Raw genomic sequence first — 16704 nt, 5'->3', positions numbered from 1 at the left:
CTTTTTATTTATCGCTTAACAGAATGCTTTTCAGTTTTCTTGTAAATCCGCCCTCTTCATCGACGGAGCTTTTCTTCGTAACCGTAGCCATGGTTTCTTCCACTTCCTGCGGATTACAGCAGACACGATCATCCCTGCGGATTGCCATCTGCTCTCTCCAGCTGTAGAACAGACCCAGACAGGTTACATAGGAACAGTCGCGGACACCAATGGTCTGCGGAACATAAATCTGTGCAGGTGCATTCAGATAGCGCAGCAGCTCCTGCAGGGAAGGTATTTCACAGCCCTCTCCGCTCAGCAGATAGCGCACATCGCCACTCTCAATAATCGGAGCACAGGTTTCGTTGATCATATTCAGCCAGTCCTTCACATGGGGAACTATGGCTTCACACGCCTGCTTTTCGCTGATTTGCTTCTGTTCACCGAACTTTGACCAGATATAGATGATTTGATCCTTTGCGGAGTCCGCATCAAAGGTACAGGTATTCTGTGCCAGTCGATAGCTTACATTGCCGCTCAGATGATACTGTTCCATCAGATCCTGCAGCCACACTCCATATCCATCCTCAATAACTTCACAATTCACGAGCTTGCCATGTGTAAACAGGGAAAGCGTTGTATGATCTCTCGCAAGATCGATTTGTATAACATATTTATCGACTGTTTGTTCAAATACGGCTGCTTCATTGGCCATGGCATAGGAATCCAGACATACATCCAGAATTTCCAGTCCTGCTTTCTCAATGCAGCGCGCATAGGCATATACAACCTCTTTATCCGCATACAGCAGATCCACATTCATGATCAGAACCTCTGCTGTTTCATCAATCGGCATTTTTCTGGACGTGATACCGTTTGTTATGTATTTGACGCAGCCGATATTTACCAGCTCCAGCTGTGGATCCGGTTTAAAGCTGACCGCTTCATTCAACCCCTTTTGAATATCACTGAGACGAATGCGTTTACTGCTTGCTTCCGGAACAACGCTTACTTTTTTGTTATGACGCTGTACGTTGACGGAAGGGATCGCCGCAAGAACACGCTCGATATGATATCCAAGTGCATCCTCAGCCTGCTTCTTGGCCTTGATAATGCCGTTCACAACATTCTGTTCATCCATGATTTTCTGTTTTTCAATTCCCTGTATGGGAGCTTTTTCCACTCTTAGAATATTAAACCGCGTTTCATAAAATTCACCGACAACCAGTCGCACTTCATGATCCGCTACTTCTATCGAGGCATATATTTCCTTTTTGTTCATAAGGTTACCTCCTTACCCACACTGGCTAAGCCAGCCTTTGGCGTACATTTATACTCATATATGATATCATAATTTAAGCGGTTTAAAAACCATTTCCAAGGATTTCTCATAAATTTTTTCTTTTTTTTCAAAGAGGTGCACAAAGGTTAAAATAAAGAGAGGTTTTCCCTCTCTTAATTGTCATCGGATATGTTTCTCAAAGCGTCCGCCTCCGCATCTCTTCTTGAATCAGAGATTGTCCGCTTCTGATATTTCACCGTCTTTTTCCTGCGGAAGAAGATAACTGCACTCAAACCTGCGAGTACCACACAGCTGCCGGCCAAGCCATAGATGACCCACTTATGCTTCTTCAGCGACGCATCTACATCCTTGCGATACTGATCATAGGCACTCTGCGGTATCGTTGCGGCACCGGAATACAGCTGCAGCGTTTTTTCCGTAGCTTCGTACTGGTAATACACCATGTTGCCTTTTTCATCCATGACATAGATCAAAGCGTAATTCTCAAATGCCGTATCCTTGAAGGTCCAGCCGTTGAGTTCATAGTTATCGATTTTCACCGTTGTGAAATTCATCCCTTCGCGCGTCTGGAGATTCTTCGGCACATCAACGACAAACACATTGTTTCCCAGCAGAGCCATCGGACGCAGCATAGTCTCGACTGTATTGGTATCCGTATTATAGATATAGTAATTCTTTTCCTTTGTTTTATCATCCTGCAGATAGACAACCGTCTTCTTCAACAGGTTGCTTTTCCATGCCTTTACTTCCTTGCCGTCCACCTTGATTTTCACAGCTTCAAAGGATTTCGCAGGCTTATCGACGCCATCCAGACTGCGGACAAAGCCGAGCTTCGCTCCATTGTAGCTTACGTATACAAGCGGTGTTTCATCGACATTAACTGTAATCGTATATTCCTTCGTGCTTCCATCCTCTGCCGCAACACTGACGGATATCGTGTTTTTTCCGGGCTTCAGGCTCTTTGTGCCTGTTCCATATACCATAGCCTTGCTGTCGGCAGCTGTTGCATTCACCTTGATACTGGAAACATCCCCATTCAGATTTACGGTATATTGCGTTTTAGAGGCGGTAAATTTCGGGCTCAGAGTTCCCTGTGAGATACTCAGACTTGCCAGATTGGCATTGCTTGACAGCTTCTTTTCTTCCTGCTTTTTTTCCTCCGGCTTTTGTGTTTCCTGTTTCTGAGGTGTTTCATTTTTCGGAGTTTCTTTCGGTCTTGTGACAACCTGCACGGATGCAGAACCGGATACCGGCACATCCTTTTCCGTATTAAAATCTCCCAGCGTACCGGATGCTGAAACAGTCAGAGTTCCTTCTGCAGAAGCAGTCACCGTAAAGGATTGTGAGCTGTTTTCCAGCCAATAGGTTCCATTAGCCGCTCCGCTGACACTTATATTTCCCGCACCGCCGGATGCGCTAACCGTAAAGGTAACACTGTCACCGACATATATCGTACTTGCACTGGCCGTAACACTCAGACTGGCTGCATGTATAAAGCCGGACAGGTTTAAGATTCCAGCCGCTACGATGAACACAGCTGCCAGTTTTACAAATTTCAGTTTGAATTTCTTCATCAAATTACTCCTTTATCGTACTCTTCCCCATAATATGGTTCTTGATTTTCACATAATCGGCAGGGGTGATTTTTCCATCCTTATTCACATCGGCAGCCGTTAATGCTTTGCCGCTCAGTGTGGATTTCTTCATGATATGGTTTTTTACCTTGACATAGTCGGCAGGGGTGATTTTTCCATCGTTATTCACATCCCCCAGCTTATAGGCACCGCTGTTATTGCCGGAATCACTTCCGCCGGAGGAGTCGCTTGTATAGCCGTTTTCAGACAGCAGAGAGCTGTGTACATAGCCGTAGCTGGTTCCGAAATTATAGCTGTTTCCGGAATAATCAATCGCCGTTCTCGCACTGTTCAACGGTACATCCAGCTGAATTTTATACCAGTCTGTACTTCCGCTTACGCTTTCTCCCTTTACCTTCCCGAGGATGTTAAAGGACATATTTCCATTTTTCGGTGTTGTATACAGGTTTGCTGAGGAGGTTGTCGCTTCCTTGCGGATATTGATTGCCCCCTGATCTTTAAAGACCAGCTTTTTGGAGCCTGCATCACTTTTTCCACTGACGTATTCATCCAGCTGCCACATCCAGTGCGCTGCACTCTCACCCCAGTATGGATCGGAAGCATAGGAAACATTCATACCGCTTGCCTTATCGCCCAGGAATGCTCCGTGATAGGTTGCATATTTCGGTGTGGAATACCACAGATTCACATAGTATTTATCATGATCCAGAATACTGTTTTGCGGTGAGGAATAGCCGTTTGCCAATCCGGGATCAGAATCCACCGCATTGTGCCCGAACAGATTGTTCTTGCTTAACGCGATAGAGCTGGTACCAAATGCACTCTCATTGACAGCAACACCAAAGGATGACAGTGCATAGGCACCATATGTATTCTGATAATTAATAAAATATTTTCCCATTTCATACATCTTTGTATCCTTGGTGTTATATAAATCATCCAGATAGCTCTTCACATAGCCGTTTATATCACTGGCAGTAAAGCTCGTTTTCGTACGGGATGAAACATACTGATAATAATTATAATACGGCTGTGACGGATTGATTGAATTCTTTCTTGTATTGGCCTTGTAGTCATCAATCATCTTCTGATAGGTCGTATAGAAATAATGCCCGTCATAGCTGTAGTATACCGTATTGCTCTTCATATAGCTCTGCTGCTTGCCGACCATTGCTGTACTTGTATAATACGGCTGCCGGATATTCAGCGTGATGGAATGATAAATGTTTCCGTTTTTGCATATGTAATAGTTTACGGACTGCACCGTATCCTCGTCCTCATAATTCAGAATCTCCACCTCATCGGCATCCACCAGACCGACAACACCGGCCAGCATGAACTTCACCTTGGTACCATTGCTTTCATATCCAAGAAACGCCCCGTCGGCAGCATAATATCCGTTGGTATAACCGGTATAGCCGGTCCCCACCTCTGTATAGCTGGTGTTTTTTCCGGAATCTGACTTCGTCTTGAAATTGACAACACCATATTTAATATCTCTGGCACCGCCGATTCCCTTTACCTTTGCCATGTTTTCTCTGGCCGCCTGTTCCTTTTTCGTTTCAGCCTCCAGCTTGGCAGTATCCTCGATGATGATTTTACCGTTTTCATCTATTCTTTTAAACACATGATTCTCCGGAAGTCTGGAGGAAACAGCCTCCGGTTCTTTTTCTGCAGTATTCTGCGCTCCTATGTAGCCCTGCTGAAGCAGTATGCCACCACATAAAAGAGCCGCTATACCTATCATAATTTTCTTCTTCATATCATCACATTTCCTTTTCATATAAAGTTTGTCAGTCTAATTATATAAGAAAGTAGGAGAACATGCAATTTTATTTCCACATGAAATTCTTAAGTTTTTGCGGAAGAGAAAAAAAGACAGGAATTCCGGAATATTTTACCTGTCGCCTTCTCAATCACAAAACTGTCACAGGAAACTATTTTACGTCAGGCTTTTGAAGCTTACTTGAAACCGCTTTGTTATGAGGCATTTACATCTATCAGGCAGAAGGTCTTTGCATTAGGTTGTAAGTGATTTTTATTGATACTGAATTCCCTGTACAATTTTTGAAAATTATTGTTGCATTTTACATTATAAGATGGTATGATATCTAAGCAAATTGTGTTTTAAAGTATTGTACGGAAGGAGGTAAACGGTATGTCAAAAGTTTGTGCAATTACAGGTAAAGGACCTTTATCAGGTAATAAACGCTCTCACTCTATGCGTGCTAGTCGTCGTAACTGGAATGTAAACTTACAGAAAGTTAAAGTCGTTGTTGATGGAAAACCTCAAACGATCCGTATTAGTGCTCGTGCATTAAAAACGCTGAAAAACAAAAAAGCTATCTAAGAGTGGATATGAAACAGGGTAACCTGTTTTTTTCTTTCTTTAGGAAACAAGGAGCCAATCATAGAGAAAGCAGATCATCCTGAAATACACAGGTGATCTGCCTTTTTGTAATACCATCAATGATTGCTTCTATTTAGAAATACCGTCAATATCCTGTTTATTGCAGGCATAAATCCATATCTGAAGCAGACATATAGCGTGCGCAAATACATTGGGATATCAATTCCTGTTTATAGTGCGGAATCATACACTGTATTACTTAATCATACTGCATGAAGGGAGTAGGAGATCAGACATCAAAAACACTGTTTCCTATGAATTCCGCAAGAATGCTGCTTCTTGGCACTGCCTCCTCGCTGCCATCCACAAAGTAGGCAAGCAGCTTTTTCAAACGATTAGCCTCCAGATACGCTGCTTCATGAGGATGCACCTGTTCCAGCAGCGGAATCACAATTTTCTTAAGAATGGACATTTCATATACCATGGAGGAATTGAAAATGGCATCTGCCTCCTCCTGATACGGATAGATGTTTTGATCCTCTCCCTGCTTTACATTCTTCCAGAAATGAATGGTATTTTGGGCACTCCAGCTGCGAAACTGATAGTCTCTGGCAATGCGTCGGATCAGACGGTAATCACTTGTGGGTATACGATTATGCTCATCCAGATTCAAGTGCGTCAATGCATTGATATAAATACGAAACTTCGCCTCTTCCGGCAGATCGGCGGAGGTCTTAGGATTCAATCCGTGGATACCTTCTATAATCAGGATATGATCATCCTCCAGCACTGTTTCTCTTTCCTTCCGCTCGCGCAGCCCCGTTTTGAAGTTGAACAGCGGCATATGCACCGCTTCCTTATGCAGCAGTTTCAGCATGGTGTCATTAAACAGCTCCAGATCCAGTGCCTCCAACCCTTCAAAATCATAGCTTCCATCCGGCAGCCTTGGACAGTCCTCGCGGTTTTTATAGAAATCATCCATAGAGATCGGCATCGGTTTTTTCCCAAGAATCTTAAGGTGAATGGCCAGACGTCTGGAAAAGGTTGTCTTTCCTGCAGAGCTCGGTCCTGCAATCAAAATGAATTTCGTATGCGGATGCCCCTGTACAATGGACGCCGCGAGCTCTGCCAGCTTCTTTTCTACCATCGTTTCGCTCATCAGCACCAGATCATCCATATAGCCCTGCTGAATCTGTGCATTCAGCTCTGCAATATTGGATACACCGATCAGCCTGCCCCAGGTTTCAAACTCCTGAAACACATGAAACAGCTTTGCCTGATTCTGAAATCCGTTTCCTGCGGACAGCCAGACACCCGGTGCATAAAAACGAATGGAAAAATGTGTGAGATAGGAGGTATCCGGCAGCATGATGCCGTAAAAATAATCATCATATCCGCACAATGTATAAATACTGCTGGTCGCACTTTTCCTGCATGCCAAAAGATTCGCCTTGTTTTTCATTCCCAGACGGTCAAAATAGGCCTGTGCCTCTGCTGTGGCCACAACACGTCGGTGAATCACCTCGTTTGCGGCAATGAGCTCCTTCATCCGCTTTTCAATTTTACGTACATCCTGCGGCTTACAGTATCCTTCCTTATCGATTTCGCAATACTGACCGCCACTGAGGGCATGCTCCATGCGGACACGGGCATCGGGAAACAGACTGCGCACCGCTACAATAAACAGAAAATTCAAGCTGCGCTCATAGATAAGCTTCCCGGTTTCACTATCCGCATAAATATAATCCAGTGCACCGCTTTTTTTGATTCGATAATTCAGATCATGCAGCTTTCCATCCAGCGTAACTGCATAAACCGCCTCCTTTACGTTCCATGCTTCCAGCAGCTCATGAACATAGGCACCTGCTTCACACTGCTTCACCTCACCGCTTTTCAGCTTCAACTCCAGCATAATCAGCCCTCCTTTTTCATCAGTATATGTCAGACAGCCCTGCTTCATACAGCTGTCGTTTATATTCCCCTTCATTATACCCGCTTCCCGGTAAAAACAAAAGAAAAAGGAACATGTCGTATAGACATGCTCCAAAGAAAGCATTTTTAAAGCTTCCTATATGTTTATTCCGTTTTGTTATGCGTCCCTGCACTGCATCATCAGCACACGCCCGTAATGTATGGTGATCCTCGCAATATTGCCATTGATTTCATTGGAAAGCGGATAAATATCCGTAACCTTCAAAACGCGTTCCTTCAAGGGATAGGCAACCCCCTCCTCACTGATGCAGGAATCCTCCAGAGGTAGAAAGGACAAGTAGGTATGCAGCTTTTCGACCTCATAGATTCCCGGATGCAATACCTTGATGATATTTGTATCATTCATCAGGGTCAGCGGAAGCTCACGATAGATCATCAGATGCAGATTGGCCATTTCATGATCCAGACGTCCACCCAGGCCGCCGTATAGGATAATGTCATCATAGCCCAGCTGCAGTGCTGCTTCGATTGCAACCTCAGTATCGGTTTCATTTTTATGGGAGGGGAGCTTTTCCACCTCACAATACTGCTTGAGCTGTGCAAGCTCCTCCCTTGTTATGCTGTCAAAGTCCCCTACGGCCTTGCGCATGGCAATACCCTGCCGCATGCAGCAGACAGCTCCATGATCTACGCCGATATAATCGGCATGTGCAATGACCGGCGCAGTCTCACACATGCCGGCAACGAGAACTACCTTTGACATGCCAACAGCTTATCCACGGATTCCGCAATATCGTTTTTGAACACATAGCTTCCGGCAACCAGCGTATCCACTCCGGCAGCTACGGCCAGCTTTGCCGTTTCCCCATTGATACCGCCATCGATTTCAATACGTGTATTCAGACCTTCCTTTTCAATCCGCTCACGCAGTACGCGCACCTTTTCCAGCGTATCCTCCATAAAGGACTGTCCGCCAAAGCCCGGCTCCACCGACATGATCAAAACCAGATCCATTTCCTTCAGATGTGCCAGCAGTGCGTCCACACCGGTTTTCGGCTTCACAGACACACCTGCCTGTACACCCATTTCACGGATTTTTCTGCACAGCTGAATGCAGGCATCCACATCCTTCACAGCTTCCAGATGGAAGGTGATAACATCTGCACCTGCCTTGGCGAAGATTTCCGCAACCATATCCGGATTTTCTACCATGATATGAACATCCATTACCATATCCACTGCTTTTTTAAAGCCCTTGAGAAGGTCCGGTCCAAAGGTCAGATTCGGTACAAAATGGCCATCCATAACATCAAAATGCATCCATTTCGCATTGCTTTCATCCAGCTCCTTCAGCTGTTCACTCGTTCTGGAATAGTCCAGTGACAGAATGGACGGAGCGATTACTAATTCTTTCATAACGTGTGTCCTCCTTCATAATTGTATTGTATTTTCTGTATGCTGTTTCAATACCGCGGCTTTGCTTTTTGTATCATATCCACAATTTCCAGATAATGCGCATAGCGTTCCCTGCGTATCATCCCATCCTCAACAGCAGCACGTATGGCACAATCCGGTTCATTGACATGAATACAATCGCGAAATCTGCATGCATCCTGAACATTTTGAAAATCAGGTATGCATTCGGCCAGCTGCGTGATATTCATCGCAGTAAAATCCAGTGAGGAAAAACCGGGGGTATCCGCCACCCAGCCGCCGGCAATCTCATGCAGCTCACAATGCCGTGTTGTATGCTTTCCTCTACCCAAAGCCTTGCTGATTTCCTGTGTTTGAAGATGAAAGGTAGGGTCAATCCGGTTTAACAGGGAGCTTTTTCCTGCGCCGCTCTGCCCTGTCAGCACACTGATATTTCCCTTCAAGGCCTGTATCAGATCCTCACTTGCATAGCCTTTCCCACTCTGATACACTTCATAACCGCTGTCGATATAATGCTGGATTTCCTCATGGATTGCATCATTTTCAGCGATGAGATCCAGCTTGGTGATGCATAAAACAGGACGGATTCCCGCATAGCATACACTGAAAATCAAGCGGTCAATCAGGGTTGTTGAAAAATCCGGGTCCTTGCAGGACATGACGATGATCGCCTGATCCACGTTGGCAATGGATGGGCGGACGAGGGCATTTTTACGGGGCAGAATTTTCTGAATACCGTTTTGATCCGCAAAGCGTTCAAATTCCACCAGATCGCCGACAACCGGAGAGTGCGCCTTACGCAGCTTTCCCATGGCAACACACAGCACCCGCTCCTGATTGGCTGCCAGCACCTCATAGCGGCTGGATACGATCTTGATAATTCTTCCTGTTTCTGTCATTTGTAAAACCTTATCGTTATAACATTCGGATTCTCCATCTGCTGGACATATTCCGTTCCCTCTGCAGGATCCACGTCTGTAACGACTCCTTTTTTAATGGTCTTTTGTTCCTCTTCACTCAGGTCATCATAGGAACGCTCATCCGATACCGGAAGTATTCCCGTCTTTTCTTTAATTAAAGCAATGGCCTCTTCTGCCGTTTTTCCTACAACGCCCTCTATCTTCCAGCTCATCAGCTGACTGACAGTTATTTTTAATGTATATTCTTTATCCGGATCCAGCTTTTCTCCGATTTCCAAGCCGCTTTGTTCCGCTATATATCCGGGCCACGTATTCGCCCTTTGCTCATAGCTGATTTCCAGCTTGATGTTTGGATTCTGTTCATTCAGTTCCTTTTCCACTTCCTCCGGTAAACGATGGCGGTAATCCTTTACCACAAACCAGGTTCCTCTGGAAACAGTCAGCGTCAGCTTGGATTTTTCACCAATTTCCTCTCCGGTATCCGGGGATACACGGATAACATGACCTTTTTCCACATCATCACTCAGCTCCTGCTTAATCGTAATATTATCCTTTTTAAACCCGCTGGAGGTCAGCGTCTGAATTGCCTCCTGCTGCGTCTGTGATGTGGACAGCTCCGGGACCTTAATCATCTTTTCTTTATCAAAAATTCCGCTCATCAGTACAAAGGCCGCAACACCGATCACACACAGCCCAACAATCATAGCAATGATGATTTTTGTGATTTTCCGATTACCGGAATCATCCTCTTCATCCTCTTCAATCGGCTCCACATGCTTTTTGCGCACCTCAGTTTTCTTAGTCTGCTTCTGCTTGCGCTGCTCCATGACCATTGTCGGCTGCGGATGCTCTTCCTCAAACACCAGCTTTTCGACATGTGCATATTCCGGAAGCAGGCAGCGGTGCAGGTCATACAGCATATCCTTCGCACTCTGATAGCGCAGCTTGCGGTTTTTCACGGTTGCCTTGATGATGATGTTCTCCACGGACTGCGGCAGTGTCGGATTGAAATCACGAACACTTGGTATCTCCTCACGCAGATGCTTCATTGCAATCTGGACGGGATTGTCTCCATGGAAGGGAACATTCCCGGTCAAAAGCTCATAAAACACGATACCAAGCGCATAGATATCCACCTGATTGCTTGGTGTTTCTCCCCGTGTTGTTTCCGGAGCCAGATAGTGCGCACTGCCCAGTACCGCATCACTTTGCGTCAGCTGTACCGTATCGTGCGCCAGCGCAATTCCGAAATCGGTAATCTTTACCGTACCATCATCCTTAACCAGAACATTCTGCGGCTTGATATCCCGGTGAATAATATCGTTTTCATGGGCATGCTGTACGGCGCTGGTCAGCTGAATCATGATGTTTACAGCCTCTTCCTGATGCAGTGCCCCACGCTGGGAAATCAGCTGCTTCAGTGTACGGCCGCGTACATATTCCATTACGATATAGTGACGTCCCTCAAACTCTCCGACATCGTATACATCCACTACATTGGGATGGTTCAGCTTGCTGACCGCATTGGCCTCCCGCTGAAAGCGCAGCAGTGTCACCGGATCCTTGCTGAGCTCCCCACGCAGCACCTTGATCGCCACCTCACGGTTCAATATGGTATCGATTGCCAGATAGACATCCGCCATACCGCCTTCCCCCAATGAAGAAACGATCATATAGCGCTCGGCAATCATTTTGTTGTTGTTATTCATGGAGATCACCTGCCTGTTCCACGATGATGACACTCACATTGTCATAGCCGCCCGCAAGAAGAGCCTTGTCAATCAGCATGCGTACCTTATCCTCCACGCTGCGCTTACTTTCCAAAATCTCGCGAATAATCGCTTCACTGACATAGCCGTGTAAACCATCACTGCAAATCAGCAGCGCCTTGTAATCATTTTTAATTTTATTGATATCGATGCGTACAGTATCCCATATGCCGAGGGCATTGGTCAGCATGTTGCGATTCGGATGCACCGCTGCCTCCTCTTCGCTCAATTCTCCGCGCTTCAGCATATCCGCAATATAGGAATGATCCTCTGTCAATGCCAGAAAATCATCCGCATACAGCCCATAGGTACGGGAATCTCCGACATTGAAAATGTAGGTCGTCGTTTCACATTTCAGAATACCAACTAGTGTGGTTCCCATTCCCTTTTGTTCTGTATTGCGTGTTGACTGCGTAAAAATCAGATCATTTGCTTCCTGTATGGTATCCTGCAGCCAGTGCTTGACCTGAACATCCGAGCTGCATTTTTCCATTTTCAAAAAGCTTTCCTTCATATGCTCAATAGCCATACGACTCGCAACATCTCCTGCAAGACCGCCGCCAATGCCGTCACAGACTACAGCTAACAGAGCATGCTCTCCGTTTTCCAGAAAACAGATGCTGTCCTGATTATTTCTTCTTCGAAGTCCGACATGACTCGCTCCATAATATTGAATACTCATGAACGGCTCCCTTCCTGTTCCTTCTTCAGATGCTTAACACGCAGCTGTCCGCATGCCGCGTCGATATCCGCACCATGCTCCTTACGAATCGTACAACGCACTCCCTGCTTCATGAGTGCATCATAGAATACCATGGCATGGGCATGATCCACTCCCTGAAAGCCGTTTTCATCCACAGCGTTGTAGGGAATCAGATTCACATAGGCATTCAGACCCTTTAACAGCTTTGCCAGCTGTGCCACATGCTCCTTCTGGTCATTGACCCCGCGCAGAAGAATATATTCAAACGTCAGACGGCGATTGTTCTCCCGTGCATAATACTGGATTGCCTCCATCAGCTCCTCCAGTGGATAGGCACGGTTGACCGGCATCAGACGATCGCGGAGTTCATTGTTTGGCGCATGCAGAGAGATTGCCAGATTGTATTGTGTGTGCTCCTTGGCAAATTCATAAATTTTCGGAACGACACCGCAGGTGGATATCGTAATATGACGCGCACCGATTCCCAATCCGCGATCATGATTGACAGTAGAAAGGAAATTCATCACATGCTCGTAATTGTCAAACGGTTCCCCCGTTCCCATTACCACAATATGACTCAGCCGATCCTCCTGCTTATCCAGATCACGCTGCACATACAGCACCTGGGCCACCATTTCTCCACTTGTCAGGTTGCGTTTCTTTTTTGTCAGACCACTGGCACAAAAGGCACAGGCCATATTGCAGCCTACCTGTGAGGTAACACAGATACTCTTACCATAATCAAACTGCATCAGCACACTTTCAATCAGGGAGCCGTCCTCCAAAGCAAACAGATATTTCGTCGTCCCATCGCTTGCCACCTGCTTATCACGCAGCTTTAGCGGCGTGAGAGAAAACTGCTGCTTCAGGGTCTCTCTGGTGTCCTTGGAAAGATCACTCATGTCATCTATGCTGACTGCACGTTTGCGATACAGCCATTGAAAGATCTGATGTGCACGAAATTTTTTCCAGCCCTGCTCCAGAGCCATATCGCCCATCTGATCGTATGTAAAATCATATAAACTTTTCATTTTATCACCGTATCCTATTTTACCATAGAATCCTTGCAGGGACCAAGGAGTTTCCATTTCTTAATAAAGTTTTCAGAAACTTACGATATTATCGGAATGAAATCCACATGGAAGGCAGAGAGAAGAAAATGAATAGCGTGTATAGGGGCTTACCCAATTGTGGTTAAATTCAAAATCTGAAGAATGCAACACGATTGTACTTATCAATAGAATTTGAATCTGTCTTTTCGCAAACACACAAAACTAGAAAGAAACATAAGACACTTCTTTCTATGAGATACAGTTTATCAAATTTTACAAAAAAATTTATTTCCTTTAGGAGTTTTGTATATTGCATTCGTATGTATATATGTAGGAGGTTCATCGGTATGCATACACTATACCTTAGAAATGCACCAGGTGAAAGGAGGAAGGATGGATTACATATTCTGGTTTCTCATCGCACTGATTGGTATCACACCGAAAGTGCTGCGGGAGCTTGGAATCATCCTGTACATCGTCCTGAAATACAAACGGCGGCATTAGTAAGCAGATAATCTCAGTGTTCTGTTAACTGGGATGATACTGCTACGGAAAGGAGTTGAACTCGCCGTTTTCATTACTCCTGGATTTGGTGCCTCTTACTGCGTCAAAAGGGACAGAGTTATGTGGAAGATACTCTGTCCCTTTCTTTTGACCTTTCGGTCTTTGGATTTGGCACCTATATTATAGAATATTTTCATGCCATTTTCAATGTAAAATTCATGCTTTTACGCAGACTTTTACGCAGCTGTTACACCAGCCATACAATGCCTGTATCACATTATAAACCACTGACAGAAAGCGATGTAAACAAAATACTCGGTGAACCAATAGATCCAGCATTCAGCTTTCCATCATTCCCCAGCATCTCCACCTGCTTCATTGCCTCCAGAAAATTACCAGCGATCGTGATCAGATTGACCGGCTTGACCTTTTTTCCGTCCTTCACATACCAGCCCTGAGATTGCAGTGAAAATTCACCTGTCATGGCATTCAGTCCGGCATGCAGACCTGTTATTTCCGTAACAATGATTCCTTCCTCCATCGATGCAATCATTTCATCCATAGATGTACTTCCATTTTCAATAAACAGATTGCTTGGAGCTATACCGACATTGGATGCATATCCCGCCTTAAATCCATTGCCCGTCGTTTCACAATTCATAAGCTTTGCGGATTTCAGATTGTGCAGATAGGTCTTTAAAACGCCTTTATCAACCAGTATCTTATTCCTGCAGGCAACCCCCTCATCATCAAAGCTTCTCGAGTTATAGCCGTTCTTCAACAACGGATCATCCACAATTGTAATTTTATCACTGAAAATCTGTTTCTCAATACTGTCATTCAATAATGAAATACCTTTGTAAGCATTTTCTCCGTCAAACATACCGCTAAAGGCCGCCAGCAAATCTGCCATTGCCTCATTTTCAATCAGAACCGGATACTGTGCACTCTGCACACTTTCAGCAGACAGCTTATCCAGCACCTTACGGCTCACACCTGCTGCAAATTTTTTCGCGTCGAAGCAAACATCATCATACAGATACTGCCAGTCACCTGCAATCTTTGTATCCTCTTGATCCTTCGCCATAACTGCTGTACTGATATACGCCGCATGCTGTGCATCATGCAGATGAACACCTAATGTATTATCAATGGCAATTTCCACATCGACTTCGCCATAGCTGGTATTCATAACCTGAGCGATTCTGGCATCCGATTCCTTTATATACTGCTCCACCGTCTTCAGCATTTCGATCTTTTCTGCATCCGGATGTGTATTCCATGTACAGCTGCGCAGCTGCAGCTGGGGATACGCAGAATCACCCGCATAAATTTCCACTTCATCCCTGCTTGTAATCACCTCCGCATTTTCCTTTATCCTGCAGAGCGTGTCCTCCAGTAAGGCATCATCATCCTGTTCCAGAAAACAGATACCCATATTTCCTTTATATATACCACGAATCGCAAATCCGTTACACTCACTGATGGTGTAGCCGTCCACACTTCCTTCAAACAGCCGTATGGATGTGGATCTGCTTTTCTGTTCATAGATTTCCAACTGTTCGATACCCGCAGCCTTTGCCGCGTCAAGCCAACGTTGCTTATGCATGTTCCTTGCCTCCCTTACTGCCACCAACCGTCATTTCACTAACTCGTATTGCCGGCTGACCGACATCTGTAGGTATGCTTCCGCTGCTGGATCCGCACATTCCCTGTGCACGCGCAAGATTACCTGCGACTCGGTCAATTTTCAGCAATGTATCCGAGCCGTTTCCAATCAGTGTTGCGCCCTTGACAGGTGTTGTTATCTTTCCGTCCTCGATCAAATATGCTTCTCTGACAGCGAAATTGAAATCACCGGTTGCCTGCACACTGCCACCAGCCATTGTCTTTGCATATAGTCCATACGAGGTTTCCTTTATCATATCCTCCAGCTGATCCGTACCGTTCAACAGGAAGGTATTGGTCATTCGGGACGTTGTTTCATATTTATAGGACTGCCGTCTGCTGGATGCCGTGGAAGGCATGTTCAATCGGCGTCCATTCAATGTATCCACCAGATAACTCTTCAATATTCCCTTTTCAATCAGTACCGTGCGTCGTGTGAAATTTCCCTCATCATCGATATTTGCACTTCCCCAGGCATTGGGAATCGTACCGTCATCCACAGCCGTTACACATTCACTCGCAATTCTCTGTCCCAGCTTTCCTGCAAAATTGGATTGATTTTTCGCAACCCCGCGTGCCTCCAGAGAGTGTCCGCAGGCCTCATGGAAGATGACACCGCCAAAGCCGTTGTCGATAATAACCGGCATAACACCGCTGGGACACGGCTGTGCATACAGCATCGTCATCGCAATGCGCGCCGCCTCTTTTCCGATATCCTCCGGTTTGTATGTATCATAAAACTCCATTCCTTCACTGCCTCCGGGAGAACAGCTTCCGGTTTCCCGCAATGCTCCATCCTGTGCAACGGCAGATACCGCCATTCTAGTCCGAATCCGGACATCACGAATATATTTTCCTTCCGAATTGGATATTGCGACATGCTGCTCATCATCCTGATAATTCACAATCGCCTTCGTTATATGCGAATCATAGGACTGTGCAGCTTCGCTAGCACGCCTCATAAGCGCCACTTTATCCTTTAGCGCAGTTTCGCGCGGTATGCGCCGTATGATATGAGCATTTTCATACGTTATTTCCTTTAATTGCACAGGAATATGCTTTCCCTGTTCCCCCAGACTGTCCGCCAGCTTTTTCGCAAATTCCTTCAGATTTTTTTCATCTGTATCATTGGTATAGCCGTACACGGATTCCAGTCCATGATAAATCCGCAGACCCAGCCCGCAGCGAATACCGCTGTTGGTGCTTTCAACCTCGTCATTCAGCATGGATATTCTGGTACTGTAATTGACTTCTTCAAAAATCTCCGCAAAATCACCCGTCGTACTGCAGGCAATTTCCAGTACATCTTCCAATATGTTTTTCTCTAACATAACGTCACCTCTCATCTGTTCATCATTATACGCCATCTTAAAGAGAGATTGCAAACAAAAGAGCCTGCATATATGCCTTTCCATGCACTTACGGTATTCCTGGTATGAAAATTAGGGATACTTGCACACAATTTTTATATAGCGTATAGTTTACAAAAGAGCGC

13 protein-coding genes are annotated in these 16704 nt (G+C 45.4%); 1 reads left to right on the top strand and 12 read right to left on the bottom strand.

The window, feature by feature from the left end; genetic code table 11:
* Nucleotides 1-4: 4 nt before the first annotated feature.
* The 3 genes from ACESPQ_RS16455 to ACESPQ_RS16445 form a co-directional block, all read right to left on the bottom strand.
* A complete protein-coding gene (locus ACESPQ_RS16455; RefSeq protein ID WP_373144553.1) occupies nucleotides 5-1261 on the bottom strand; it encodes a cell division protein FtsA in 1257 nt (418 codons plus the stop codon).
* Between the two features lie 173 nt (nucleotides 1262-1434).
* On the bottom strand, nucleotides 1435-2856 hold the full coding sequence (locus tag ACESPQ_RS16450; protein ID WP_373144552.1) for a cadherin-like beta sandwich domain-containing protein: 1422 nt from the start codon (nucleotides 2854-2856) through the stop codon (nucleotides 1435-1437).
* A gap of 4 nt (nucleotides 2857-2860) precedes the next feature.
* Nucleotides 2861-4639, bottom strand: coding sequence for a dockerin type I domain-containing protein (locus tag ACESPQ_RS16445; RefSeq protein WP_002608457.1), 1779 nt, complete (start codon nucleotides 4637-4639; stop codon nucleotides 2861-2863).
* 396 nt (nucleotides 4640-5035) lie between these two features.
* On the opposite strand from ACESPQ_RS16445, the gene rpmB reads away from it, so the two are divergent.
* The gene (gene rpmB / locus ACESPQ_RS16440; protein ID WP_002608456.1) at nucleotides 5036-5227 is read left to right on the top strand and encodes a 50S ribosomal protein L28; all 192 of its coding nucleotides are present in this window, start codon (nucleotides 5036-5038) and stop codon (nucleotides 5225-5227) included.
* Nucleotides 5228-5516: 289 nt separating this feature from the next.
* On the opposite strand, the gene ACESPQ_RS16435 is transcribed toward rpmB, so the two are convergent.
* From ACESPQ_RS16435 to ACESPQ_RS16395, 9 genes are all read right to left on the bottom strand, one after another.
* Nucleotides 5517-7214 (bottom strand): nucleoside kinase, encoded by a 1698-nt coding sequence (locus tag ACESPQ_RS16435; protein WP_257337019.1) that lies wholly within the window; start codon nucleotides 7212-7214, stop codon nucleotides 5517-5519.
* 102 nt (nucleotides 7215-7316) lie between these two features.
* Nucleotides 7317-7922, bottom strand: a complete 606-nt coding sequence (locus ACESPQ_RS16430; RefSeq protein WP_008818931.1) for a thiamine diphosphokinase — start codon at nucleotides 7920-7922, stop codon at nucleotides 7317-7319.
* A complete protein-coding gene (gene rpe / locus ACESPQ_RS16425) occupies nucleotides 7910-8575 on the bottom strand; it encodes a ribulose-phosphate 3-epimerase (protein WP_373144551.1) in 666 nt (221 codons plus the stop codon). Before rpe ends, ACESPQ_RS16430 begins: the two co-directional genes overlap by 13 nt.
* A gap of 47 nt (nucleotides 8576-8622) precedes the next feature.
* Nucleotides 8623-9492, bottom strand: a complete 870-nt coding sequence (rsgA, locus tag ACESPQ_RS16420) for a ribosome small subunit-dependent GTPase A (RefSeq protein WP_118002482.1) — start codon at nucleotides 9490-9492, stop codon at nucleotides 8623-8625.
* Nucleotides 9489-11222 carry a Stk1 family PASTA domain-containing Ser/Thr kinase gene (gene pknB, locus ACESPQ_RS16415; protein ID WP_002608451.1) on the bottom strand — a complete coding sequence of 578 codons (1734 nt, stop codon included), beginning with the start codon at nucleotides 11220-11222 and terminating at the stop codon, nucleotides 9489-9491. The genes rsgA and pknB overlap by 4 nt, the downstream gene beginning before the upstream one ends.
* A complete protein-coding gene (locus ACESPQ_RS16410) occupies nucleotides 11215-11964 on the bottom strand; it encodes a Stp1/IreP family PP2C-type Ser/Thr phosphatase (protein WP_002608450.1) in 750 nt (249 codons plus the stop codon). Before ACESPQ_RS16410 ends, pknB begins: the two co-directional genes overlap by 8 nt.
* On the bottom strand, nucleotides 11961-13016 hold the full coding sequence (gene rlmN / locus ACESPQ_RS16405; RefSeq protein WP_002608449.1) for a 23S rRNA (adenine(2503)-C(2))-methyltransferase RlmN: 1056 nt from the start codon (nucleotides 13014-13016) through the stop codon (nucleotides 11961-11963). Before rlmN ends, ACESPQ_RS16410 begins: the two co-directional genes overlap by 4 nt.
* Nucleotides 13017-13818: 802 nt before the next feature.
* On the bottom strand, nucleotides 13819-15150 hold the full coding sequence (locus tag ACESPQ_RS16400; RefSeq protein ID WP_002608447.1) for a TldD/PmbA family protein: 1332 nt from the start codon (nucleotides 15148-15150) through the stop codon (nucleotides 13819-13821).
* The gene (locus ACESPQ_RS16395; RefSeq protein ID WP_002608446.1) at nucleotides 15143-16540 is read right to left on the bottom strand and encodes a TldD/PmbA family protein; all 1398 of its coding nucleotides are present in this window, start codon (nucleotides 16538-16540) and stop codon (nucleotides 15143-15145) included. Before ACESPQ_RS16395 ends, ACESPQ_RS16400 begins: the two co-directional genes overlap by 8 nt.
* Nucleotides 16541-16704 lie beyond the last annotated feature (164 nt).

This window comes from Clostridium sp. HGF2 (genome assembly GCF_964240115.1).
GTDB lineage: Bacteria > Bacillota_I > Bacilli_A > Erysipelotrichales > Erysipelotrichaceae > Clostridium_AQ > Clostridium_AQ innocuum.
This window is presented reverse-complemented; position numbering and strand designations above follow the sequence as displayed.